We start from the raw sequence: 22,870 nt of genomic DNA, 5'->3' as shown, positions 1-22,870 counted from the left end.
AATCTCATTTAGTCATATTGAAAGCGTATACATGACTGTTATCAATGGATTTATCGTTTTTAGTTATGTTCAATAAAGAATAAATATCCATAAATATTATTTATTTATAGGTTCTTCAGAACATAAAAAAAGGATATCCTGAAGATACCCTTTTCTTGATTATTGTTCTACTGTTTTACGCGGATGATGTAAAAACGATTTCGGACGTTTCCACAAAATCAATCCGATATACCCAATCGCAAGCAATGCGAGGGCGCTGACAATCACAACATAGAGTGTGCCTTCTTCGATTCTCGCAAATATTCCGATATATGCCCAGACGAATACGAGTGGATAGATGAAATCATGATGCCACCACATAAAGAGAAGGGCAAGAATCACACCGACCATCAGCATAAGAGAGGTCCAGGCGAGTTCATCAAGACCTAACAGCGACGTGATCTGTTCCGTCTTCATCACAACGAACGTGTTGACGATGGTCGCGACTGATACCCAGCCGATGTAGATGGAGAACGGGAACCGATCGAGCCAGCTCGTAGACGTCCGAAAAGCGATATAATACAACCAGCACAGCGTAGCCAGGAACAACACCATGATGACAAGTGAGACGACGAACCATTCGTTCGTGAATGCCAATAGCCATAAACCATTCAGCACGCAAGAGACTAAAAATCCGGCTTTCATCCGCTCGGCTTGACGATTCGCCGTCGTCCCTTTCTTCAACTGGAGCACCAGCCAGACAAGTAACGCGACATAGATGACACCCCAAATCGAGAAGGCGTACCCTGCCGGCTTAAAGTAGATATCGATGCGGTCCGAAACCGCCGCGTTGTCGCCGCTCGCGAAATAGTTGATGACGACGGTCGCTAAAAAAGCAACCCAGTTTACAATCGGCCATTTTGATAAGTCCATAAGCACGATCTTCTAAATGAAGATCAAACACCTCCTTTTGTAACATAATATTAAATACCCGCATCCATGTGACTCTACACGTACAAAGGGGCTCGCATATGCGAACCCCTTCTCCATTAAAAGTCGATTTCGTCTGGATCTGGTCCGAGACGTTCTCCTGTCGCCACTTGATCGATCTTCGCCAAATCGTCCGCATCGAGTGAGAAGTCGAAAACATCAAAGTTCTCACGGATTCGATGTGGTGTCACCGATTTCGGTAGCGCGACATGACCGGATTCAAGGTGCCAACGGAGCACAATCTGAGCCGGTGTCTTCCCATGTTTTTCTGCAATTTCAGAAAAAGCAGGGATGTCTAAAAACTTACCTTGCATGAGTGGACTCCACGCCTCGATCTGAATCCCTTCATCTTGGCAGTAATCCAACAAATCAGGTTGCGGGAGTTGTGGATGAAGTTCAACCTGATTGATGAGTGGCGCCATCAGACCGGCTTCTTTCAATGTTTCTAAATGGTGTTCTTTAAAGTTGGATACACCGATTGCTTTGATTTTTCCGGCTTCATATAAATCGATGAGATCTTTCCACGCATCGACGAACCCATCAACCGGCCAATGCAACAGACAAAGGTCCAAATAATCTGTCTGGAGTCGTTTTAACGAGTCTTCGAATGCCTCTTTCGTTTTGCCTTCACGAATGTCATCATTCCAAATCTTCGACGTGATGAACAATTCAGAGCGGTCTACACCTGAGAGATGAATTCCCTTCGCAACGCCCTCTTCATTTTTATAGATTGCAGCCGTATCGATGTGACGATAGCCTGTTTTGATCGCTTCAACGACAGCAGCTGGCGCCTCGGTTTCATTATCGACCTTCCAGACCCCAAAGCCGATCATCGGAATTTCGACCTTATTTCGTAATGTAGCGTAAAGCATCTCATTCATCCCCTTTTCATTCTAACGAGATGATTGTATCATACCCGACAATTTATTTCGGAAAACTAAATCGTCAAATCTTTTCGGGTGAATCGGAAGAACGAGAGTGCTGAAAAGATAGTCAAGAGACCGAGTAACCAGATGAAATGGATGCCCCAATACTCCTCACGCATGATGGCACCTGCGTCAAAGAGAGAGAAGAATGAGAGGTTTGACATCCAATCGAATTGATCGCTCACTCCTTGGATGATATTCATCACGAGAAAGAACGTGAATATCCCGCCCGTCACCATATAGGATTTACTACTATCATCGAATAGACTCGCAATCACATAAGCGGCCACGCCTAGGACGAGCAACATGAGCGCCCCATTCAATTGAAGCATCCACAGAACCGCATAATCGATTTGTAAATCGAACAGAAGGTCCGCTACCATTAAACTCAATCCATTCAGACCGACAAATAGCCCGACTGCCACAATCAACACAACGAAGCTTGACATCACATACGTGACCCGAGAAATCGGTGCTGCCATATACAACATGATTTCTCCAGAATCGACCGGTTTGGCCAAGAGTTTCGAGGCGAAAGTCAATGCGAATAAAACCGCGAGCACGTAGAAAATCAACCCATAATAGTTGCTCGACAATAGATTGAGAACGTTGTCCATCGCCATCGACGCGTTGATTTGGAAGACGTCGAGAAGCTCAGGTGGCAACGATTCTAATTTCGCCTCAATTAAGCCTGTTTCTTGAATAGATGGGAAGATGGCGGCTAAGAAAAAGAGATATACGCTGGTCCCGATTGAATATCCAAGAATCCAACTGCGATTCTGTTTCAACATGGAGCGAATTAACATGTCATGTCGCCTCCCCGTAATACTGCATGAACAAATGTTCGAGCTCGTCTGTACCGCTTGACAATGATTGAATCTGGAAATCCGCCAACGTTCGAATGAGATGGTTCAACTCTGATGGTGTGGAGATGGTGACCTCGACATGCATGCCGTCCCGTTCACCAGAATCGGCCGCGAATCGAACGGCTTCCGCTTCCGTTGAAAATTCGATTCGATACCGTTTCACGCTATGTTGTCGTAATTGTTCCATATCCTCTTCGATGATGATGCGTCCATCTTTAATCAACGCGGCACGGTCGCACGTCCGCTCCATCTCAGGGAAATGATGAGAACTCATGAGAATCGCTTTCCCTAATTGCTTTTCTTCAATTAACCAATCGACTAGACGCTCTTGCATGAGCGGGTCTAATCCGCTCGTCGGTTCATCCAAAATATAGACGGGCACATCTTTCATGAAGCAGGTGATGATAGCAAGCTTTTGCTTCATCCCTTTTGACATCTTCCGTACTTTCGTCGCCTCATCGAATGAAAACCGTTCACGTAATTGCCGTTCACGATCCGGATTCGTTTTGTGCAGATGGCGCGTCAATCGAATGATTTCTTCCCCTGTCATGTTTTGGGGATAATTAATTTCTCCCGGCAAATAGCCGACGCTCTGCTTCACTTGCTCCGTCTCCTGCCAACAATCGAATCCGTTGATAGTCGCCTTGCCTTCACTCGGCTTCAACAGACCCATCAAATGTCGAATCGTTGTGGATTTCCCAGCGCCGTTCGGTCCGATGAATCCGAAGATTGTTCCTGGTGTCACTTGAAGGGATACATCAAAAATGCCATGTGTATCATCAAATCGTTTCGTCAATCGCTGAATCCGAATCATCTCGACCCCTCCTTTTTTGTAATATCTTAACAATATGATTACAAAACTAGTATATCACGTTCTTTTTTGAAATGGAAATGGTATATTGATTACAAAACTAGAGAAAGGAGCGCTTCGATCAATGGATGGATTTGCGAAACGCACCGAAGAAAAACAACAAGCGATCTTACGTGCCGCTTATGACTTGATGACAGAGAAGCAATCCCGATTTAAAATCAGTGAACTAGCGAAACGAGCGCATGTATCCCCTGTATCCATCTATAATTACTTCGGTTCAAAAGACCAGGTCATCGTGGAAATCTTAAAGCAAATGACAGAAGAGCAGATGAGTTGGATTGAACAGGCGATTGAGTCGAACGCTCCCTTCGATGCGTTACTCGTCGAGATCCTAAAACGAAAAATCCAGACGGCGGTTCTCTTTGACGAGACCATCACAGCAATTATTCAACAAGACCCGAACTGGGAACAGCTTGCGACTCGAGGATATACTGCTTTCGCCCGGTTGATTGAATACGGGAAGGCCCAAGGGTCAATCGATTCGACGTTATCCACTTCTTCTTATTTACGCTATGTACAATTCATGCAACAGGCTATCCTGTCCGATCCTCAGTTTTCAATCGAGAATATGAAGGAAACGATGGACGTCTACTTTCATTTCTTTTTGAATGGGGTCATGAAACGGTAAAAGGTGACTGTCTCAAGCAAGCAGACAGTCACCTTTTTTATGTGTGATAGATAAAGTCTTCAATTGGATAGAGCGATAGATCCACTTCCGCGTCTCCTGTCAGAACGAGGTCACTCAACACTTTTCCGATGAACGGGCCGACCGTCAAACCGGATGATCCCAGACCGTTCGCGACCAACAGTTTTTCTGCCCCAGGCACCCTTCCGAGTACGGGAATTGAATTCGGTGTAACCGGACGGAAGCCGACTTTCGTCTCAACGAGTTCTGCCTCAGCAAGTCCAGGTGCCGACTCCAAACCTTTCGTCAGTACTTCGTGTACACCGATTGCAGTCGGACGAACGTCGAACGCTTTTCCTTTCTCATGTGTCGAACCGATGACCACTTTCCCGTCGTCAAATCCGAGTAAATAGCGGCGTCGTGGCGGCATGACGACCGGCCAGTCAGATGCATCTGTATCCTTCAACTGGACGTGGACGAGCTGGGCCTTTTCCCCTTCGACTCGTACCGTATATCCAAGAGGCTGTAACAGCTCCGGTAACCAAGCACCCGTCGCAAGGATGATTTCATCCGCTTCATATCTCACTCCGTCACACTCCACACCAATCTCATCTCCGCTCGTCAACCGTGCTGAACCGTTGACAAATGTGACGCCACGCTTGATAGCGACTCTCTCAAGTGCAGCGCGAAAGCGACCGCCGTCGACTCTAGCCCCTCCTGTCACGAAGAGTGCATCGTATTCATCGGATAACGGTGGGAAACGATGTTGTGCCTCTGCTGCAGTCAATCGTTCGAGTTCACCGATTTCTGGCGCTTCTTCTCGACGAAGCAAAGTTCGCTCCATCATCTGGTCGAGCTTTGTTTCTTCATGGAGCGCAAGCGTCCCGACACGTTTGTATCCGGTGTCCGTCTCCCCTTCAGCCTCCAGCTCTTTGACGACCTTAGGATAATAGCTTGCTCCGCCTTTCGCCAGTGCATACCAAGCTTTGTTGCGTCGCTGCGCAATCCACGGACATACGATTCCAGCCGCGGCATCCGTTGCTCTTCCTTCTTCTTTCCGGTCAATGACCGTTACATCCGCTTTACCAGCTAAATGATAGGCAGCCGAAACACCGACGATCCCTGACCCGATAATCACTATTTTCTTCATCATAAATCTGTCTTGCTCAGACAGATGGACACATCCTTTCGTAAAAAAATCATCGACCCAACGGATCGATGATTGATTCTTATTCTCTCATCGCTAGACGATAAAGTAAATCTAACAACTCGATGTAGAGCCACACGAGCGTGACGATTAATCCGAATGCCGCGACCCATTCCAACTGTTTCGGAGCCCGAGCTTCGACTTGACTTGCGATGAAGTCGAAATCTAAGACGAGAGCGAGTGAAGCGACGATGACAATCACGAATTGAACACCGATCGCAAGTGGGCTTGAACCGGTCATGAATGCCAAGCCTGAACCGAACAAACTCATAACGAGTTGCACAAGATATAACAACATGACTGTGAACATGGCTGCCATGACACCGGCTTTAAACTTCTGTGTCACTTTGACAAGCCCTGTCGTATAGACAAACCACATCGCAAAGGCGACGACAAACGTCGTTAATACGGCACGTCCCACAATACCAGGGACCATCGCTTCAAAGAAATACGAAATCGATCCGACGAAGACACCTTCGATCATCCCGTATAGGGGTGCGACGATCGGAGCCGTATTTGGTTTAAACGTGATGAGCAAAGCAAAGATAAAGCCGAGGATGAGTGACCCGATCATGAGCGGGAACAAGAGCCCTTCTCCGATTGTCGGAACGACAAGCCATGTCGTACCGGCTGCCGCTGTCACGAGTAAAAGCAAGGTGAACACTTTAGACCATGTTCCCGCTTTCGTCATCGGTTCGGCACTGTAAGCTGAGGACTGCATTGATTTACGAAGTAATGGATTCGATTTTAAGTTCAACGTTGAATAGCTCCTTTATGGTTCAGTTACTGTTTTGCGAACACGTCGATGAACGCGCGCATATAATCTGGTAAGTCTGGCGGACGACGACTTGAGACGATATGTCCGTCGACGACGACCGGCTCATCATGCCAAATCGCTCCCGCATTTTCCATGTCATCTTTGATTCCAGGCGTGCTCGTCACGTTCACCCCGTCTAGAATGTTCGCAGAAATCAACACCCAACCGGCGTGACAGATTTGACCGATTGGTCGTTTTTGTTCATCCATATAACGGACGAATCCTTTCACCGAATCGAAACGGCGCAATAAGTCAGGAGACCATCCGCCTGGCACGAGGATCGCATCGAACGATGTAATGTCCACATCATCAAACGCCACGTCAGATTTTGCTGGCACACCGTATTTACCGATATATGCGTGATCGGCCTTCTCCCCAGCGAGGATCACGTGCGCTCCCTCTTCACGAAGGCGATGCACCGGGTACCAAAGCTCTAAATCCTCGAAATCATTACTGACAAGTTGAAGGACTTTCTTCCCTTGTAGTTTCATCAAACCCCTCCTTTTATTCATTCCCCATTATACCCGAAAGCGACAGTCACGAAAACGAAGAATCATGATTGTTTTTCCAGGATATTGATTGTGGATGATTCTTACCACTATATCTTGTGTTTCCTCCCTACAATTGATACCTTTAGTGGTAGAAGAATGAGAAGGAGGCACATCACCTATGAAGCAATATCATGACTTATGTCGACACATCCTCGACCAAGGTGTCGTAAAGGATGACCGGACCGGGACCGGGACAACGAGTGTATTTGGTTACCAAATGCGTTTCAATCTGCAAGAAGGGTTCCCCCTGATTACGACGAAAAAATTACATATTCGTTCCATCATTCACGAACTATTATGGTTCATCTCAGGAGAGACAAACGTCCGATACCTTCAAGAAAACGGGGTCCGTATTTGGAATGAATGGGCAGACGAGGAAGGTAATCTGGGTCCGGTGTACGGTTCACAGTGGCGTTCATTCCCACGCCCGGACGGCTCGTCCGTCGATCAACTGGCTCAAGTGATTGAACAAATCAAAACGAATCCAGATTCGAGACGGTTGATCGTGTCGGCATGGAACCCAGGACAGCTTGACGAGATGGCCCTCCCGCCATGTCATCTATTGTTCCAATTCTATGTCGCTGACGGGAAGCTCTCGTGCCAGTTATATCAACGAAGCGCCGACACCTTTTTAGGTGTTCCATTCAACATCGCATCGTATGCACTTTTGACGCACATGGTCGCACACGTGACCGGACTCGAAGTCGGCGACTTTGTCCATACCCTTGGTGATGCACACATCTACCACAACCATCTCGAACAAGTGGAACTTCAGTTGTCGCGTGACCCACGTCCGCTACCAAAACTCAACATTGTCCGAGACGTCCCTTCAATCGAATCATTCCGTTTTGAAGACTTCGAAATTCTAGGATATGATCCACATCCACATATTAAAGGAGAAGTGAGCGTATGATTTCACACGTCGTCGCATATGGGCAGAATCGGGAAATCGGGAAAGACAATGATTTATTATGGCGATTGCCAGATGACTTGAAACACTTTAAATCTATCACGTCTGGTGGCACGGTCGTCATGGGAAGAAAGACGTTTGAGTCCATCGGTAAAGCGTTGCCGAACCGACGCAACATCGTCGTCACATCTGATGTTTCCTTTTCAGCCGATCAAGTCGAAGTGTGGCATGATTTAGAACGTCTCGTCGAAATGAGTCAACAGGAGGAATGGTTTGTCATCGGTGGGGCCACGTTATATGAACAGACGATGCCGATGACGAGCCGGATCTATGCAACGGAGGTCGCTGCATCGTTCGAGGCCGATACGTATTACCCCGAACGGATTGGGGAATGGTCAATTACGAGTACAATCGACCACCCGCAAGACGAAACACATGCATATGCCTTTTCATTCAAACAATACGACAAAACAGACATCGCATCATGATGTCTGTTTTTTAGTCTGGCAATTTTTCCAACCACTGTTCAATTTTTCTCGTGATGACCTCGTCTTGTTCTCCATCCGCATAATCGTCATAGATCGCTCCGAGTTCAGACGCCGTTCGTTTCGATACAGCAAGAATGTGACTATATTTGCCTCGTTGCTCTTTCACAGCAGACAACGTCCCTTTCGCTTCTTGCGCACGCGCATCATCCAAGACGAACATCTCGATATTGTCATTACAAGAATACGCCTCGTAAGGACGGTATACGACTTCATATCGGCGATGCTCTTTCGGGAGTCGATCAGCAAGCGATGTATAGGTATTGGCAGACATCGTCACATAGGCGATTCGCTTCTCCTCACGAACAGCAGAAGTGTATCGGACGACACGATTTCGACCATCTCGTTTCGCCTTATACAGCGCCTCATCTGCGTAGGCACACCACTCTCCAAGTGTATAGCCAGTCTGGCAGACTCGGGTGTATCCAATCGACACCGTCACCTGATGATCGTATGGAAACTCCATCTCTTCGATGCGAGTTCTGACTCGCTCAAGTACCGATTCGACGATTGCACGGTCTGAAACGTTCAAGAGGATCAAAAATTCTTCGCCTCCGTATCGGATGAGCTCATCACTAGAGCGAATGGCATGACGGATTTCTTCAGAAACACGATGAAGCACATCATCCCCATACGAGTGACCGAACGTATCGTTCAATTGTTTAAAGTGATCGATATCGAGCAGTGCAACGGCAAAACTCTCACCAGACCGCTCCAATCTTGAGATGAACCGAGAAAAGGTCGCCTTTAAATACTTACGGTTGAAAGCACCCGTTAATTCATCCACGAGTAACGCTTTTGATACGAGACGGGATTTTTCAATATGTAGCCCGAGACGCACCAATCGTTCCTCCATCGGCACCCACGATTCCCAATAATCGTCGAATCCATATGAATAAGCAGCAAGACGATAGTGTTCATTCGTTCCGATGACAATGAGGGGAACGTAGAGTTTTCTCATTTTGCTAACGAACGATTGGATATCTCGCTCTTTAAATTGTGGCCATAATTCAACGTCCATAATGATGGCTTTTGGCACATCCTCATAATCGTATTCCACGGCTTCTTCAAGGGTCTGCAAAAATACCGGACGTGCCCCGAGCTTTTCAACGCGCGACTTGTAACGGCTAAATGTGGAAAAGCTTGCGGATAAGATAAGGACGAGATCTTCGTCCTCTTGTTCAATCCCCAAGACGGTATGGATATAACGTTTCACAGGAGAGATCAAGGTCAAAGCTTCCGCTTGTGTAAGGACGCTTGGCAACTCCTTCGCGTCAGACTCGACACGACTAAAGATTTCTAACAAATGCATCAACCGTCGTTGCCGAACTTCCTTCTTCATCCAATCGAGTAGAAACTCGATATCGCTTTTTGGAATTTGTCTCGACTCCGATATCTTTTTCAAAATCATATGTATACGCTCAGTGAGTTGACCTTGCTCCATTCCCGTCCCCCCTATGTTCGTACTCCCCGAATTCTCTTATGTTTCGATTATGCGACTTCTCAGGATAAAATACAACTATTTCCTTATTTATTTTCTGTTGTTTTACATATAACTAGGACCTACGCCCTAAAAAAGACATACTAAAAGCGGTCTTGCGACCGCTTTGTGTTATTTTTTCACTTTTAAGTTTGGTGACGTCATTTCCTCCGGACGAATCCATTGATCAAATTGCTCTTCCGTTAATAAACCAGTTTCTAAGGCTGCTTCTTTCAAAGAAGTACCGTTTTTATGTGCCAATTTCGCAATTTTTGCCGCATTTTCGTAGCCAATATGCGGGTTAAGTGCTGTAACGAGCATGAGTGACTGTTCCACATTACGTGAGATCACTTCATGATTTGGTTCGATTCCGACAGCGCAATGATCATTGAACGAATGTAAGCTGTCCGTCAATAGACGACAAGTCTGTAGGAAATTATACATGATGACTGGTTTGAAGACGTTCAATTCAAAGTTCCCTTGACTCGCCCCGAAACCGATTGTCGCATCATTTCCGAGTACTTGTGCGGCAACCATTGTGAGCGCCTCACTTTGAGTCGGGTTAACTTTACCCGGCATGATTGAACTTCCTGGTTCGTTCTCCGGAATGGTGATTTCTCCGATTCCTGCACGTGGTCCAGAAGCCAACCATCGCACATCGTTCGCAATCTTCATCGCGTCCATCGCTAAGGCTTTTAATGCACCATGCGTGAAGACGAGTTGATCGTGACTTGTAAGGGCGTGGAACTTGTTGACGGCTGTTACAAACGGTTTGCCCGTCTCATCTGAGATTTTCTTCGCTACAACTTCACCGAACTCAGGGTGTGCGTTGATCCCTGTTCCGACAGCCGTTCCTCCAAGTGCAAGCTCCGTAAGTGGTTCAATCGTGCGCTCGATCATCTGTTTTGACAATTCAAGCATCCGGACCCACCCACTAATTTCTTGACCGAGTGTGACCGGCGTCGCGTCTTGAAGGTGCGTCCGACCAATTTTGACGATATTCTTAAACGCCTCCGCTTTTTGTGAAAGGGTTTGATAAAGCGAGTCGATTGCTGGAAGGACATCATCTTGTACGGAAAGGATGGCGGCGATGTGCATCGCGGTCGGATACGTATCATTCGAGCTTTGCGATTTGTTGACATCATCATTCGGATGAATCGTGATAGATGCTCCACGAGCCTGTAACTTTTCGTTCGCAAGATACGCAATGACCTCGTTGACGTTCATGTTTGACTGCGTGCCCGATCCTGTCTGCCAGACGACAAGCGGGAATTCCGCGTCATGCTGCCCTGCTAAAATCTCATCTGCCACCTCTGCGATGATCGCTGCTTTCTCTTCCTCGAGTACACCGAGTTCAGCGTTTGCTAAAGCTGCACCTTTTTTCAAAATGGCAAATGCGTATACGATTTCAAGCGGCATCTTCTCCGCACCAATTTTAAAGTTTTCAAGACTACGTTGCGTTTGTGCTCCCCATTTCGCCGTAGCTGGAACTTTAATTTCCCCCATTGTGTCCCGTTCGATCCGATAATCCATGTATAATTCCCCCTCTATAGTTGACTACGCTTTCATTTTAGCGAAAAACCATCTAAAAAGAAATGACTCCGTCAAAAAAGGACTCCGTCAAAAAAGCGACCAAGAATGATCTCGGTCGCTTAATTCATTCCATTCAATGCGTCGCGTGCAATCACGTCCGCTCGATTATCCGCTCGTGGGACCCATTTTAAGAACACGGTCGGCAATTCATCGTAGGCAATCAGTGCTTTCAGAAACAGAGGCTTCGCCGAAGCATCTTTCATGAAACGTTGCTCTAGTGCGCGAACAATCACTTCGGCGTCGGAATACAGCATGAATGAGGTTTCACCTTTTAATGCATGCGCTTGTTCCAGTGCATAAGCACATGCAGCCAATTCCGCATGAACGCTTGTCAATCCTTGCATGCGACGTTTAAACGTCGATACGGTACCGTCGGAAGACTTGATCCACACACCGATTCCATTATCTCCAGTCGTCTGATTGGTGGCCGCGTCAAAATAGATGTGAACCAAACCGGTACGCCTCCCAATCTGTATTGACAGGAGCATGGATATCAATCTGTGACAGTCGTTTCGACAAGAGCGCGATTTCTTCATGACCGTCTAGTTTTTTTGCATATTTTTGATGGGGCGCTTCGAGTGTTTCATTTTGAACATGCATATAAAGCGTCTCAATCGTATCGTAATGCTGAATTAAAATCGTCGCCGTCTTCGGACCGATGCCACGTACACCTGGGATGTTATCCGAAGAGTCTCCCTGCAATGCCTTCACGTCGACAAACTGATATGGTTTCACGCCATACATCAATTCAAAAGAAGCTTCATTGACGAGCTGCTCCTCACCTTTTTTCGGCATGATTTGAAACACGTTCGGAGACAACAACTGAAGTAAATCGCGGTCCGAGGAATAGAGATATGATTCACCCGGGAACGCTGTCGCGACGGCGCCCATCAAATCATCCGCTTCATATCCAGTCAACTCGGATTGTAAGATGCCTCGTTCATCCAAAGCGGCTCTCAATTTCAAATAGTCTTCGAAAAGTGGTTCCGGGAGTCCATTACGCGTTGCTTTATATTCAGGATACATCGCATAGCGGTGGGTAGACTCTCGTGTCCCGTCCCAAAAGAAAGCGATATGGGAAAAGTCTGTCGTCCAGGAATCCACCTTTCGAAGTAATCCTTTCACAGTCACTTCCGGATCTTGTGCTCGTCTTCGCTCCGTCGCAAAATAATAACGGGACAACAAATTAAAGCCGTCAACTAGAATAAGCTTCATCTTGCTCCACCTCACATGCTTTTAATCCCCGTGCTAGTGCATCTTGGTCTAGTTCCTTCCCAATCCAAACAAATACGGAACGGTCCCCTTCATGCATCTCATTTGCAAATGTCGCGCCCATCAACTGATTCGTCGCTTGAATGACAAACTTGCACTCCTCATCCTGTAAGCGGACAATCGCCTTCATCCGATACATCGCATCTTCGTAGTGCATCAAGACTTCACGAACGTAACGGGTCACGCGCTCCCGAGACAACGGACGCTCGGCACTCAACGTGATCGCACGAAGGGAGGAGACCGATTCACTCGTCTCTGTCAGTTGACTCAACTTCTGTTCATCGACACGTGACAGTTGGAACGTATTCTCAAGTAATTCGTAATCGCCTTCTGTTTGAATCGTCTCTACAATCCTAACCGTCGGATTGAGTTGTTCGATTCGGCGGCGTGCTTGATCGAGTTCATCCGACGACACTAAATCGATTTTATTTAACAAAATGAGATCGGCATAAGCGATTTGATGAATCCCTTCTTTGAACAGTTCACGGTCCATTTGACTGGCATCCACAACCGTCAAGATGGCGTTCATTTTAAAGTTTTGACGTAAGTACTCATCATAATAAATCGTCTGAATGATCGGTGCGGGATCGGCGACACCGGTCGTCTCGATGATGACTCGGTTGAATGTTTCTTGCTTTGCCGCGAGTTGATAGAACGTCTTACTCAAATCATTTTGGATGGAACAGCAAATACATCCGTTTGAGAGTTCGATTTGCTCTTGGTCCATCTTGACGATCAATTGTTCATCGATATTTATCGCGCCGAGCTCGTTGACGATCAGACAAATCTTTTCATCCGTCGCCGCGAGTAAGCGGTTCATATACGTTGTCTTGCCTGCTCCTAAAAACCCGGTCACTAATTGTACGGGAATCATGATACCACCCTTTTCTTACAAATCTTCGTGCGCGCGAGCCCATTTCTCATAACGCGCATCCAATAAATCAATCAAGTGAAGCATCCAAGCCTCCGTCGTCATCGGGAGGACACTCGATCCCCACTCACGTTTCCCATGATGTGATAAAATCATGTGCCAGATTCGATGGTGGACATCCAATGGCAGTCGCGTCGACGTCTGGCGTAACGTTTCTTCAAACAATAGCCCACCGTATGGCATATGCCCGATTAGTGTGCCCATCGGGTTGATGGAGATGCCGGTCGTTTCACTTGTGCCCTCAACAGAAGATAACTTTTCAAAACGATTCGGACTAGATAACAGATGGCTGTATTCATATATTTTTCCGATGTCGTGGAAAAGGATTCCAAGTGCGAGTTCATCCCAATTCAACGGTTCTTTCCGCTCGGCCATCGCTTCACAGGCGGCATACAACGATTCAAACGCTCCTTTATATGCCTGTTCGATTTTAACACCGTTCATCGTATTCCAAAGGTCGACTTTGTGCAACTGCTCCGCTTCTTTGATAACACGAAACACCATCGCCAAATAGTCATCTTGCTCTTGAATCCGATAGCCGAGACGAAGCATACACACGGTATGCTTCAATAGACCTCCCGCATAGTTATGATGGTGGTAGAGTGCCGCTGGCGATAGTACGAAATCATCCCAAACGAAATCAAGGAGGCCGTAGGCGATCTGTTGATAGGTCGGTGACAACGTATCAATCAAACTGAACAATTCATCCGCAAACTGCTCCATCGTCTCATCCCCTGGCAAGCCTGGTAATAACGAGATTACCTCATCTTTTGAGATAGGATGGACGCGGTCAATCGTAATCGATTTGGCGCCATCCGGTTTTGGATAGACATCGATTTTCCCGGACAATTCGATGACACCCGATTCATAGATTGGAAGTAGTTCACTCTCATTTCCACGTAGCCAATGTTTGGCACGCATCATCCCGTTCGCCGTCGTGATACTTAGTTGAAGCCATTTCGCACTATTCTTTCCTTCTCTAACCTCGACTGTACTGACGAGCGCTTTTGTTTGGACAGGGGTCCCATCGGCTAACTGGTCTAAACGGTCCTTTGATTTTTCTATTTGCGGTATTTGAAATCGATCACGGTTCATTGATGAACCGATGACTGGATCAATTTGTTGATAATAGTTCATAATCATTCCCTCCTCGCATCTTCTGACATTGTATCGTGTTTCCGCTCATTAGGCGAACATACTTTCTAGTAGGGTCTCGATTTTGCCATCATTATATTGAAAGCGCTTACGATTATTGATACGATAAAAGTAGTTCGATAAAGGGGGAAACGAGAATGATTTCATTAATCGATACGTATGAGCGTTTCATCGCCTCGGGGGAAGCGACACGTTATGCACAAGAACAACAATCCATTGAACATATTCTACAAGCGTCAACTTGTCCGGTGGGCATGCAGGACTTAGAACAGTCACTCACGCATCTGTCCGGTAATCCTTATGCTAAAGATGCATCACTCGACAAAATTGTCGAACATGAGATGAAAGGGGCCATGGCGGCGCTTGAGCTTTCTGGTTACCCACTTCAGACACCGCTAGCGAAAGCAGTCATCTTGTCTGCGTTCGCTCGAACGAACCGACTCAATATTGATAAGCTAAAAGAACTGAGCCACGCCGATCTTCTCGTCCGAATTCAATCGGCAGAGCGCGCTTGGAAGCGGACATACACATTGTTACACCGTTCGACGCCGACTCAGATTTGTGGTCAAATGGATTCACTCCTCGGTGGATGCGCCATCCAACGCGTTCTTGAGGCAATTAAACAACCGGGAACGACAAAAACAGCATAAGAAAAGGAGCGGTCCCCGGGCCGCTCCTTTTCTTATGCTCATCCTTCTGTTACTTCAACTGCATCCGGCTCATATAACGTCACGTTACGTGCCGGAGAGAATGTCGAAATCGCATGTTTATAGATCAATTGTTGACGACCTTCTGACTCGACGATGACGGTAAAGTTATCAAATGACTTGATGACACCTCGAATTTGAAACCCGCTCACTAAAAATACGGTCGTTGGTACCATTTCTTTTCGAAGTTGATTCAAAAAATGGTCTTGGATGTTGTAGCTCGCTTTCATGCTGGATTCCCCCTAGTCTTTATCTCTTTAAAATAATCGGAATTTTCGAAAAAACCCCTCTACATCATCATAAATATTTTTATATGATAGTTCAAATGATTTTCGACCCATATCCACCCAAATTCCATCAAATTGATGACGGAACCAAGTTAATTGCCGTTTTGCGAACTGTCTTGTGTGCTGCTTCAGCAAATCTGTCGCTTTCTCTTTCGAGATGTTTCCATCGATGAATGGAATCACTTCTTTATACCCGATGGCTCGCATCGCCTGCGTCTCACGATATCCTTGTGCCAAAAGTCGTTCGACTTCCTCGACCAGTCCTGCTTCCATCATCGCATCGACGCGTTGATTGATTCGGTCGTATAATATCTCACGATCTGCGTGGAGGACGAACAATCGATAATCATAATGTTCGGATGGCGCACTGTCCGTCGTCTGTGTATCCCCTTGCATCGCTACCTCGAGCGCCCGCACGACGCGACGGACATTATTCGGGTGAATCGTAGCCGCACGCTCTGGGTCAAGTTGAACTAATCTTTGATGTAACGCCTCACGTCCTTCGACTTCTGCCAACCGTTCGAGATCAGCCCGCAACGCCTCATCCACAGGTCGCTCCACGAATTCATAGTCATATAAAATCGAGCGAATGTATAATCCTGTTCCTCCGACAATAATCGGTAATTTGCCACGGGCATAAATATCATCGATGGCGGCACGAGCCAACTGTTGAAAAGCTGCGACACTCATGGCATCATCCGGGTCACAAATATCGATCAAATGATGCGGGATCCCTTCGGCCTCTTCTTTCGTCACTTTTGCTGAACCGATGTCCATGCCCCGGTATACTTGAACCGAGTCACCCGAGACAATCTCGCCGTCGAACGCTTTTGCGAGTTCGATGCCCGTCTTCGTTTTGCCAACAGCGGTCGGACCGACGATGACGACGACAGGTGTTTTTTTCATACTTCTCACTCCTCAATTAAAAACCCGTCTCCTCGCGAGACGGGCCATCAAATTCTTCTTTTTATTCTATCATCAAATACGACGGCAAACAGCATCCAACCACATAAAAGTAATCCGAGTAATAACACGAGACCATCACTCATCTGCTTTCGCCTCCTTTAGCTTCCTCATTCCCACTTTTCACATTTTAGACACAAAAGCAACTGTAAAAAAGCACACTCAACAAAAAGTGCGCATTCCATCATCATCATCATCATCATTCAAAACAAATATTCAATCGTCATCTATTAACCTCTGAACCAATCCCAAAAATGAGCGCCTTGGGCGACAATCAAATAGTCGAACCAGCGTGTATAATCCATCGGAAGTTTTTCGGTGTCATCTGTGTAAGTCAAAAATTCTCCAACCCAAATGTAGTTTTCATGTTCATTGACGACCTCGCAAACAATCCATTCCCCATCTCTCCCGGCTCCGACGGGAATGAATTGTTCAGGACACTCCCATATTTCCCGATACTCGATCATTTCATCTACACTAAAAAGTCGGATTCCTCCACCGTATGTCGGGTGAACAAACAGGTCAGCGCCGTTATGGGTCTTCAAGAAGTGAATAATGTCGATTGGGATTATTTGCTTCAATCGCTTAATTTCAACTTCCATCGCAGGCTCACTGAATAGAAAGTGTAACGTGTCTACATATCCCTCTTCATTTTGTATTTCAATCTGATTATTGACGAGTCTACTTTTCAACGTTTCAAGTGCAATCATCAACTCAACCCCACTTTTTGAAATTAATGACATTCGTACCGTATCTTTCATTTTCATTTTTCTAAGTATAGTATATATCGATCTTTCATCGTTCAATAAAAAAAGGTCGTCAGGCACGACTTGATCGCGCTCGATGACCTCGAATCATTTTCAATTCATCATGAAGCAATTTCAATCGTCTGTTTCGTACGTTTGACAGAAACGATGAAGTACAGGATTGCCGTACCGCTCGCCGCCCACCAAACCATGTCATACCATCCGTTCATCAGTCCAGCCATCCCAACCATCGCCGGGACAATCAGCGTCAACCATGATAATACGAGGGCGACACGTGCTGTGATGGTCTCGTTCGGTTTCCCGAGTCCCATTCCAAAGAAGAACAACGCCCAAAGGAATGACCAGAAGAACCACGTCAATGCCCCCATCGGATCACTTTCTGCAATCGCCATTGCGCCATAAAAAGCAGCTGCAATCGAAACGAATAATGAGAACCAGCCAACGCCACGTCCGTCTAAATTCAAAATAAACGTCACCCCTACATATAAATAAGTGAACGCAAATAGATAGATACTCGCAAGACCGAATTGCTCTTCTGGACTCGCCCCAATCAATAACCATGTGGCGATAAACGTTTGTAAGAGTCCCGTAAACAAACTAAAAAATCCTGCGCTCTTGCTATCCACTTTCCCGAGAAGAACGAGACTATTTAAAAACAGTGCGACGCCACCGAATAGTAAACTTACATTACCCACACTCATTACCCCTTTGTACAGATGTCTGACCTTTAATCTACTGTATCACTTTAGCTTGAATTCGCTTTCAGTGCAAGGGGATTTTTAAGTGTTCACGAGAACGCCACGCCTTACTCGTTCTCAAGGGTTTGGATGGCCTCGTCAATTCGCTCTTGTTCCTCATCCGTGAAAGTCGGATACTGTGGATCAATCCGTTCAAGAACTTCAATCATGACTGACGAAATAATTAAACGACTATACCACTCATCATCTGCCGGCAACACATACCAGGGTGAGACTTCCGTTGATGTGTGCGACAACATCTCGGCAAAGATTCCTTGATATTCTTCCCAATGCTGCCGCTCTTCGATGTCACTGAAGGAGAATTCCCAATTCTTTTTCGGATCCTTTAATCGTTCAAGCAAACGGTCTCGTTGTTTATCTTTAGATACATTGAAAAAGAACTTGATGACTTCGAATCCGTTTTCCTGTAAATAGCGTTCATAATCGTTGATTTGACGATATCGCATCTGCCAGACCTCTTCCTGGTCCATTTCCTCCGGAAGTACTTCGTCCCCCAACAAATCATGGACACGAGGCGCAATGACCTCTTCGTAATGGGATCGGTTTAAAATTCCGACCTGTCCTCTTTCTGGTAACAAATCATGCATTCGCCACAGATAGTCGTGCTTTTTCTCCGTATCGGAAGGTTTTTGAAACGCATTCGTCTTCAGTCCTTGGGCGTTCAAATTTGAAAAGATATAGCTGATCGCCTCATCTTTTCCACCCGCATCAAGCGCCTGCAAGACGACGATAATCCCTTTCTTACTCTCGGCATATAATCGCCAATGTAGTTCTTTCAATCGCTCGACACTGTTCGGAATGAGTTCAGTCGTCAAGGTGTCATCCTCCGGTTTGTCTGAAACAGTCGTTGGAATATCATCTAATTGAATCTTGCTGTTCGGTGACACAATAAATTCCTTCGTGTTCATACTCGTTCTCCTTTTCGCTCGACGTTCAATCTTGATTTACCCAAAAACTGCATAAGAAAATCCCTTCCGAAAATTTCGGAAGAGATGTTGAGAACTTAGTAGATTCCGACAGCGTCAAATGATTTCGCAGCTGATACCGCTTGCGGACTTGTCGCACCGTAAAGGTCTTTCGCAGATTGTACGACCGCTTGACGAAGGCTTGAGAAGTTAGACGTTGGTGTCAAGTAAACATTGAGGGCACGGTAGTAGATATCCCCCATCGCCATGACTCCCACACCTTGTACCGATACGCCGTAGTGCGATCCACCGTTACCTAAGAGGTATGCCGCTTTGTTGACGATACCTGAGTTGATGTGAACCCCACCATTATCTTGTGTGCCTGTGTAACGTTTTGAGTAGTGATCTGGGTCACCGTATGCAGCCGGGTTCGCCATCGAACGAAGTCCGTCGCCTGCTACACCTGGTGTGTAGATGTCTTCTCCTACCAACCAGTCGAAGTTAGTGCCGACGCTATATTCCGCCACTGTACCTAGGATATCCGATACTGCTTCATTGATCGCCCCAGACTCGTTTTGATAGATCAGTCCTGCCGTGTATTCCGTGACCGCGTGAGTCAATTCGTGAGCGACTACGTCAAGTGCACCTGAAAGATACGTGAACGTTTGACCGTCTCCGTCTCCGTATACCATCTTACTTCCGTCCCAGAACGCATTGTTGTAGCTACGGCTGTAGTGAACCGTTGAGTTCAATGCAGCTCCGGCGTTGTCATAGCTGTTCCGTCCGTAAGTGTTTTTGTAGAAATCATATGTCTTTGTCGCGTTGACGTGTGCAGAGACAGCGGCACGGTCATAAGTCGTGTTCAAGACGTTATCCACGTCAGCCCATAGCGAACCTGGGAGTGTCGTACGGTTTTTCGCATCGTACGTATAGATTCCCTTTCCACGCGTTGAATCTTGGAGATAATAGTAAGATCCGCTCTTCGTTGTCTTGAACGTTTGGCTGTAGCCGAGAACATCGATTCCCGTTCCCGTATATGTCGTACCTGTCACACCTTTCGTCGGTCTTGCATGAGCTAACTGGTCAAATTTATTAAGTACCTCACCCGTTCCAGCATCGATGAAGTATGTCCAACGTGACGGCTCTTCCGCTTCAAGGATTGTTCCGGTCACTTGATATGCATAAACCGACTTCTCACCTTTTGGATAAACAATCAATTCCGCTTCCGGTTCGAGCTCGTAGACCCCTTTATGTCCGACAAGCTTTTTGTAACTCGCGATGGCTTTCTTTTCAGTTAACTTGATCGACTTATGTAGGTTCTTGACCGATTTCGCATCATCCACGACTGTCTTCAATTGACCCGCTTCATCTACGACACCGACTACCACACCACCGAATACTGGCACGCCATCAACTGTCTGTTGGAGCTTAACCACTTTCCCGACTTTGTCTGATTTCGACTCGATCGTCTTGAACTCACCTTTTGATTTGACGTACTCTTTTACAATCGTTGTCGGTGCACTTTCTGATGGTTTCGTCAGAGTGCCTGACTTCAATTCTGCCGCACCGACCAATTGTGGTACGAGCAATACGCCTGCGATTAATGATGTAGAAACAACTTTTTTCATGTGTTTACCTCCTTTGTGATGATTCTTACTTTACACACTTTCCCACAAAGGCTGTATCCATCTTTTTAATTATTTTGATAATTCATAATATTGAGTATTTAGAACCATTCATTCTATTTACGACCTAATTTTATCCAAAAAAAATTCGTGCTCCTTAGGAAAGGAGCACGAATCATTAATACACATCTTTTTGGGTAAAGTGGTAAAACGCATACGCCAAGGCGGCCATCGACCAAATGAGAATGACGAGGAGCGAAAACGGTAACGTCATCCCATCGATTGGGGGAGCCTGTCCTTCCAAATAGGTATGAAGACCGAAGTTGACGTTCACCAGGTATTTCGAGCTATCCCAGTTTGAGCCAAGCGATGTCAAGAGTGGCCCTGAGATGAGGACAGCCATCATGATTCCGATTCCAGTCGCCGTATTTTTCACCAAAACAGAAATCATGAGAGAGATTGTCCCGACCGCAGCCACCACGAGCCATGAAAGCCCCATCGACATAAGCAAGTACTCCCACATCGGCAACGTATGCACAAAGTCGGTCGAGAAGGTTCCGGTCGGCGAAGCTTGGAAACCGGTCAAAATCGGAGCATTCCATCCGTCCCAGCCGAGAACGATGCCGGATATGGCGTAACTGACGACGGCGGTCACAAATATTAAGATCGATGTATAAAGGAGCGTCGTCAGCCATTTGGCGAGTAAGATCTTATATCGCCGGACCGGTCGCGATAACAACGTCTTAATCGTTCCATCGTTATGTTCTCCGCTCACGATATCTGCCATCAATACAATAATGAACAGCGGTAGGACAAGCGTAGTCCCTTGGGAGAAGAAGACACGCATAAACGTCGGAGCTCCCGGATAATTCGGATTGATATCATTATCAAGATAATACTGATTCTGTTGGACTTGGAACTCAAGAATCTGCCGAAACTCGTCTTGGACGTTCGCGGAGGCGAGTCGGTTTTGTGTATCGATGATCTCTTGCTGGAGATCGACACGCCAATCAGTCGTTCCTTGTTCTTCGCGTTGTTTCTCGATTTGACGATAGTTCGCATACGTGAACATCGAAACAAGCACGATCAGGATGATGGAGACGACCATCAATCTGCGTTTCCGATGAATCTTGAGCACTTCATTACGAATGAGACCGAGCATCGATGGATTAGGCAATGTGATCACCGCCTGTCAACGTGATAAAGAGGTCCTCTAACGTTTGGACTCGGCGCTCGAGTCCGAACACCTCGACATCTCTTTCCATCAAATATCGATTCAACTTCGCCGTCTCTTCCACGTTCATGGAAATACGAATCGTTCGCTCGTCCACCACGTCCGCTTGGTCGATTCCTTCGTACCCTTGAACGATCGGTAATACTTCGAAGCTATTCGTTACATGTAAGTCGACCGTTGACGCGAGTTCTTCAATCAAAGCATGGACCGTCCCCACCTTGACAATCTTTCCTCGCGACATGATGGCGACTCGGTCCGCTAGTAGTTCAATCTCGGCCAGGATATGACTCGATACGAGAACACTCAGTCCCGTTTCTTCAACGAGTCGACGAATGAAAAGTCGTAAATCTCGAATCCCCATCGGATCGAGCCCGTTCGTCGGCTCATCCAAGATGAGCACCCGTGGATTGTTTAATAGCGCCTGGGCAATCCCGAGTCGCTGTCGCATCCCGAGAGAGTACGTCTTCACTTTATCATCGATTCGAGCGGTCAAATCGACGAGGTCAATGACTTCTTGGATTCGCTTATCATCGACTCCAGGTAACATGCGTGCGAACGCTTCTAAGTTCTCACGTCCGGATAAAAACTTATACAGCTCTGGATTCTCGACGATTGCGCCGATTTGACTCATCGCTTGGACAAATTGTTTGTCGACACGATACCCACAAATCGATACATTTCCTTTCGTCGGTTTGATCAAGCCAACAATCATTCGAATCGTCGTCGTTTTCCCGGCGCCGTTCGGTCCTAAAAATCCGAAGACCTCACCCGGGTAGACGTCTAACGAAATGTTATCGATAATCGTCTTTTTTCCAATCACTTTTGTAAGTTGATGTAGCTTTAACGTCGGTTCCATTGTCTCACCTCTTTCCTTATTCTATCGGACAAAAGTGAATCTGTCCTATT

Annotated in this window: 25 protein-coding genes; 4 read left to right on the top strand and 21 right to left on the bottom strand. The window is 46.5% G+C overall.

Features of this window, described 5'->3' with window-relative positions; genetic code table 11:
- Window positions 1-159 precede the first annotated feature (159 nt).
- The 4 genes from BV910_RS07260 to BV910_RS07245 all read right to left on the bottom strand — a co-directional run bounded on the left by BV910_RS07260 (window position 160) and on the right by BV910_RS07245 (window position 3,575).
- Entirely contained in the window at window positions 160-912 is a 753-nt protein-coding gene (locus tag BV910_RS07260; RefSeq protein WP_078146831.1) for a tryptophan-rich sensory protein, read from the bottom strand.
- 116 nt (window positions 913-1,028) lie between these two features.
- Window positions 1,029-1,841, bottom strand: a complete 813-nt coding sequence (locus BV910_RS07255; RefSeq protein ID WP_078146830.1) for an aldo/keto reductase — start codon at window positions 1,839-1,841, stop codon at window positions 1,029-1,031.
- A gap of 65 nt (window positions 1,842-1,906) precedes the next feature.
- A complete protein-coding gene (locus BV910_RS07250) occupies window positions 1,907-2,701 on the bottom strand; it encodes an ABC transporter permease subunit (RefSeq protein ID WP_078146829.1) in 795 nt (264 codons plus the stop codon).
- 1 nt (window position 2,702) lies between these two features.
- Window positions 2,703-3,575 (bottom strand): ABC transporter ATP-binding protein, encoded by an 873-nt coding sequence (locus BV910_RS07245; RefSeq protein WP_078146828.1) that lies wholly within the window; start codon window positions 3,573-3,575, stop codon window positions 2,703-2,705.
- Window positions 3,576-3,696: 121 nt separating this feature from the next.
- On the opposite strand from BV910_RS07245, the gene BV910_RS07240 reads away from it, so the two are divergent.
- On the top strand, window positions 3,697-4,260 hold the full coding sequence (locus BV910_RS07240; RefSeq protein WP_078146827.1) for a TetR/AcrR family transcriptional regulator: 564 nt from the start codon (window positions 3,697-3,699) through the stop codon (window positions 4,258-4,260).
- A 37-nt stretch (window positions 4,261-4,297) separates the two neighbouring features.
- Here BV910_RS07240 and BV910_RS07235 read toward each other — a convergent pair whose 3' ends face one another.
- From BV910_RS07235 to BV910_RS07225, 3 genes are all read right to left on the bottom strand, one after another.
- On the bottom strand, window positions 4,298-5,410 hold the full coding sequence (locus tag BV910_RS07235) for an NAD(P)/FAD-dependent oxidoreductase (protein ID WP_143404759.1): 1,113 nt from the start codon (window positions 5,408-5,410) through the stop codon (window positions 4,298-4,300).
- Between the two features lie 76 nt (window positions 5,411-5,486).
- Window positions 5,487-6,221 carry a Bax inhibitor-1/YccA family protein gene (locus tag BV910_RS07230; protein ID WP_078146826.1) on the bottom strand — a complete coding sequence of 245 codons (735 nt, stop codon included), beginning with the start codon at window positions 6,219-6,221 and terminating at the stop codon, window positions 5,487-5,489.
- Window positions 6,222-6,247: 26 nt separating this feature from the next.
- On the bottom strand, window positions 6,248-6,772 hold the full coding sequence (locus tag BV910_RS07225) for a type 1 glutamine amidotransferase domain-containing protein (RefSeq protein ID WP_074037100.1): 525 nt from the start codon (window positions 6,770-6,772) through the stop codon (window positions 6,248-6,250).
- Window positions 6,773-6,950: 178 nt separating this feature from the next.
- On the opposite strand from BV910_RS07225, the gene BV910_RS07220 reads away from it, so the two are divergent.
- Both BV910_RS07220 and BV910_RS07215 read left to right on the top strand, forming a co-directional pair.
- Window positions 6,951-7,745, top strand: coding sequence for a thymidylate synthase (locus BV910_RS07220; protein ID WP_078146825.1), 795 nt, complete (start codon window positions 6,951-6,953; stop codon window positions 7,743-7,745).
- The gene (locus BV910_RS07215; protein ID WP_078146824.1) at window positions 7,742-8,230 is read left to right on the top strand and encodes a dihydrofolate reductase; all 489 of its coding nucleotides are present in this window, start codon (window positions 7,742-7,744) and stop codon (window positions 8,228-8,230) included. Before BV910_RS07220 ends, BV910_RS07215 begins: the two co-directional genes overlap by 4 nt.
- Before the next feature lie 10 nt (window positions 8,231-8,240).
- On the opposite strand, the gene BV910_RS07210 is transcribed toward BV910_RS07215, so the two are convergent.
- The 6 genes from BV910_RS07210 to BV910_RS07185 all read right to left on the bottom strand — a co-directional run bounded on the left by BV910_RS07210 (window position 8,241) and on the right by BV910_RS07185 (window position 14,700).
- Window positions 8,241-9,731: a GGDEF domain-containing protein gene (locus BV910_RS07210; RefSeq protein ID WP_078146823.1), complete on the bottom strand. Its 1,491-nt coding sequence runs from the start codon at window positions 9,729-9,731 to the stop codon at window positions 8,241-8,243.
- A 168-nt stretch (window positions 9,732-9,899) separates the two neighbouring features.
- Complete coding sequence (gene fumC, locus BV910_RS07205; RefSeq protein WP_078146822.1) at window positions 9,900-11,300, bottom strand: class II fumarate hydratase; 1,401 nt, start codon at window positions 11,298-11,300, stop codon at window positions 9,900-9,902.
- A 119-nt stretch (window positions 11,301-11,419) separates the two neighbouring features.
- On the bottom strand, window positions 11,420-11,812 hold the full coding sequence (locus tag BV910_RS07200; RefSeq protein WP_078146821.1) for a reverse transcriptase-like protein: 393 nt from the start codon (window positions 11,810-11,812) through the stop codon (window positions 11,420-11,422).
- Complete coding sequence (locus BV910_RS07195) at window positions 11,793-12,575, bottom strand: 5'-3' exonuclease (RefSeq protein WP_078146820.1); 783 nt, start codon at window positions 12,573-12,575, stop codon at window positions 11,793-11,795. The genes BV910_RS07200 and BV910_RS07195 overlap by 20 nt, the downstream gene beginning before the upstream one ends.
- On the bottom strand, window positions 12,556-13,506 hold the full coding sequence (locus BV910_RS07190; protein ID WP_078146819.1) for a CobW family GTP-binding protein: 951 nt from the start codon (window positions 13,504-13,506) through the stop codon (window positions 12,556-12,558). Before BV910_RS07190 ends, BV910_RS07195 begins: the two co-directional genes overlap by 20 nt.
- 15 nt (window positions 13,507-13,521) lie before the next feature.
- Entirely contained in the window at window positions 13,522-14,700 is a 1,179-nt protein-coding gene (locus tag BV910_RS07185; RefSeq protein WP_078146818.1) for an HD domain-containing protein, read from the bottom strand.
- Window positions 14,701-14,855: 155 nt separating this feature from the next.
- Between BV910_RS07185 and BV910_RS07180 the strand changes: the two genes are divergently transcribed.
- On the top strand, window positions 14,856-15,368 hold the full coding sequence (locus tag BV910_RS07180) for a hypothetical protein (RefSeq protein ID WP_012726186.1): 513 nt from the start codon (window positions 14,856-14,858) through the stop codon (window positions 15,366-15,368).
- A 38-nt stretch (window positions 15,369-15,406) separates the two neighbouring features.
- On the opposite strand, the gene hfq is transcribed toward BV910_RS07180, so the two are convergent.
- The 8 genes from hfq to BV910_RS07140 all read right to left on the bottom strand — a co-directional run bounded on the left by hfq (window position 15,407) and on the right by BV910_RS07140 (window position 22,820).
- A complete protein-coding gene (gene hfq, locus BV910_RS07175; RefSeq protein ID WP_012726185.1) occupies window positions 15,407-15,655 on the bottom strand; it encodes an RNA chaperone Hfq in 249 nt (82 codons plus the stop codon).
- Window positions 15,656-15,682: 27 nt separating this feature from the next.
- A complete protein-coding gene (gene miaA / locus BV910_RS07170; RefSeq protein WP_078146817.1) occupies window positions 15,683-16,618 on the bottom strand; it encodes a tRNA (adenosine(37)-N6)-dimethylallyltransferase MiaA in 936 nt (311 codons plus the stop codon).
- A gap of 287 nt (window positions 16,619-16,905) precedes the next feature.
- On the bottom strand, window positions 16,906-17,385 hold the full coding sequence (locus BV910_RS07165; protein WP_168169843.1) for an SMI1/KNR4 family protein: 480 nt from the start codon (window positions 17,383-17,385) through the stop codon (window positions 16,906-16,908).
- Between the two features lie 158 nt (window positions 17,386-17,543).
- Window positions 17,544-18,143, bottom strand: a complete 600-nt coding sequence (locus BV910_RS07160; protein ID WP_240499815.1) for an AmiS/UreI family transporter — start codon at window positions 18,141-18,143, stop codon at window positions 17,544-17,546.
- 104 nt (window positions 18,144-18,247) lie between these two features.
- On the bottom strand, window positions 18,248-19,108 hold the full coding sequence (locus tag BV910_RS07155; RefSeq protein ID WP_078146815.1) for a PPK2 family polyphosphate kinase: 861 nt from the start codon (window positions 19,106-19,108) through the stop codon (window positions 18,248-18,250).
- Between the two features lie 95 nt (window positions 19,109-19,203).
- Window positions 19,204-20,733, bottom strand: a complete 1,530-nt coding sequence (locus BV910_RS07150) for a M4 family metallopeptidase (RefSeq protein ID WP_078146814.1) — start codon at window positions 20,731-20,733, stop codon at window positions 19,204-19,206.
- A 175-nt stretch (window positions 20,734-20,908) separates the two neighbouring features.
- A complete protein-coding gene (locus tag BV910_RS07145; protein ID WP_078146813.1) occupies window positions 20,909-21,907 on the bottom strand; it encodes an ABC transporter permease in 999 nt (332 codons plus the stop codon).
- Entirely contained in the window at window positions 21,900-22,820 is a 921-nt protein-coding gene (locus BV910_RS07140) for an ABC transporter ATP-binding protein (protein ID WP_078146812.1), read from the bottom strand. Before BV910_RS07140 ends, BV910_RS07145 begins: the two co-directional genes overlap by 8 nt.
- Window positions 22,821-22,870: the final 50 nt, after the last annotated feature.

It is taken from the genome of Exiguobacterium sp. HVEsp1 (genome assembly GCF_002009685.1).
Taxonomy (GTDB): domain Bacteria; phylum Bacillota; class Bacilli; order Exiguobacteriales; family Exiguobacteriaceae; genus Exiguobacterium; species Exiguobacterium profundum.
Note: the sequence above shows the minus strand (reverse complement) of the source record. Positions and strands in the feature narration are given on the sequence as shown.

Bases quoted from the DNA above. Each gene is read 5' to 3' on its own strand.
- BV910_RS07250 (WP_078146829.1), bottom strand. From the start codon at position 2,701: ATGTTAATTCGCTCCATGTTGAAACAGAATCGCAGTTGGATTCTTGGA.
- BV910_RS07225 (WP_074037100.1), bottom strand. From the start codon at position 6,772: ATGAAACTACAAGGGAAGAAAGTCCTTCAACTTGTCAGTAATGATTTC.
- BV910_RS07160 (WP_240499815.1), bottom strand. From the start codon at position 18,143: ATGAGTGTGGGTAATGTAAGTTTACTATTCGGTGGCGTCGCACTGTTT.
- BV910_RS07215 (WP_078146824.1), top strand. From the start codon at position 7,742: ATGATTTCACACGTCGTCGCATATGGGCAGAATCGGGAAATCGGGAAA.
- BV910_RS07190 (WP_078146819.1), bottom strand. From the start codon at position 13,506: ATGATTCCCGTACAATTAGTGACCGGGTTTTTAGGAGCAGGCAAGACA.
- BV910_RS07140 (WP_078146812.1), bottom strand. From the start codon at position 22,820: ATGGAACCGACGTTAAAGCTACATCAACTTACAAAAGTGATTGGAAAA.
- BV910_RS07235 (WP_143404759.1), bottom strand. From the start codon at position 5,410: ATGATGAAGAAAATAGTGATTATCGGGTCAGGGATCGTCGGTGTTTCG.
- BV910_RS07155 (WP_078146815.1), bottom strand. From the start codon at position 19,108: ATGAACACGAAGGAATTTATTGTGTCACCGAACAGCAAGATTCAATTA.
- BV910_RS07255 (WP_078146830.1), bottom strand. From the start codon at position 1,841: ATGCTTTACGCTACATTACGAAATAAGGTCGAAATTCCGATGATCGGC.
- BV910_RS07240 (WP_078146827.1), top strand. From the start codon at position 3,697: ATGGATGGATTTGCGAAACGCACCGAAGAAAAACAACAAGCGATCTTA.
- BV910_RS07220 (WP_078146825.1), top strand. From the start codon at position 6,951: ATGAAGCAATATCATGACTTATGTCGACACATCCTCGACCAAGGTGTC.
- BV910_RS07180 (WP_012726186.1), top strand. From the start codon at position 14,856: ATGATTTCATTAATCGATACGTATGAGCGTTTCATCGCCTCGGGGGAA.
- BV910_RS07165 (WP_168169843.1), bottom strand. From the start codon at position 17,385: ATGATTGCACTTGAAACGTTGAAAAGTAGACTCGTCAATAATCAGATT.
- BV910_RS07195 (WP_078146820.1), bottom strand. From the start codon at position 12,575: ATGAAGCTTATTCTAGTTGACGGCTTTAATTTGTTGTCCCGTTATTAT.
- hfq (WP_012726185.1), bottom strand. From the start codon at position 15,655: ATGAAAGCGAGCTACAACATCCAAGACCATTTTTTGAATCAACTTCGA.
- BV910_RS07185 (WP_078146818.1), bottom strand. From the start codon at position 14,700: ATGAACTATTATCAACAAATTGATCCAGTCATCGGTTCATCAATGAAC.
- miaA (WP_078146817.1), bottom strand. From the start codon at position 16,618: ATGAAAAAAACACCTGTCGTCGTCATCGTCGGTCCGACCGCTGTTGGC.
- BV910_RS07260 (WP_078146831.1), bottom strand. From the start codon at position 912: ATGGACTTATCAAAATGGCCGATTGTAAACTGGGTTGCTTTTTTAGCG.
- BV910_RS07245 (WP_078146828.1), bottom strand. From the start codon at position 3,575: ATGATTCGGATTCAGCGATTGACGAAACGATTTGATGATACACATGGC.
- BV910_RS07150 (WP_078146814.1), bottom strand. From the start codon at position 20,733: ATGAAAAAAGTTGTTTCTACATCATTAATCGCAGGCGTATTGCTCGTA.
- BV910_RS07210 (WP_078146823.1), bottom strand. From the start codon at position 9,731: ATGGAGCAAGGTCAACTCACTGAGCGTATACATATGATTTTGAAAAAG.
- fumC (WP_078146822.1), bottom strand. From the start codon at position 11,300: ATGGATTATCGGATCGAACGGGACACAATGGGGGAAATTAAAGTTCCA.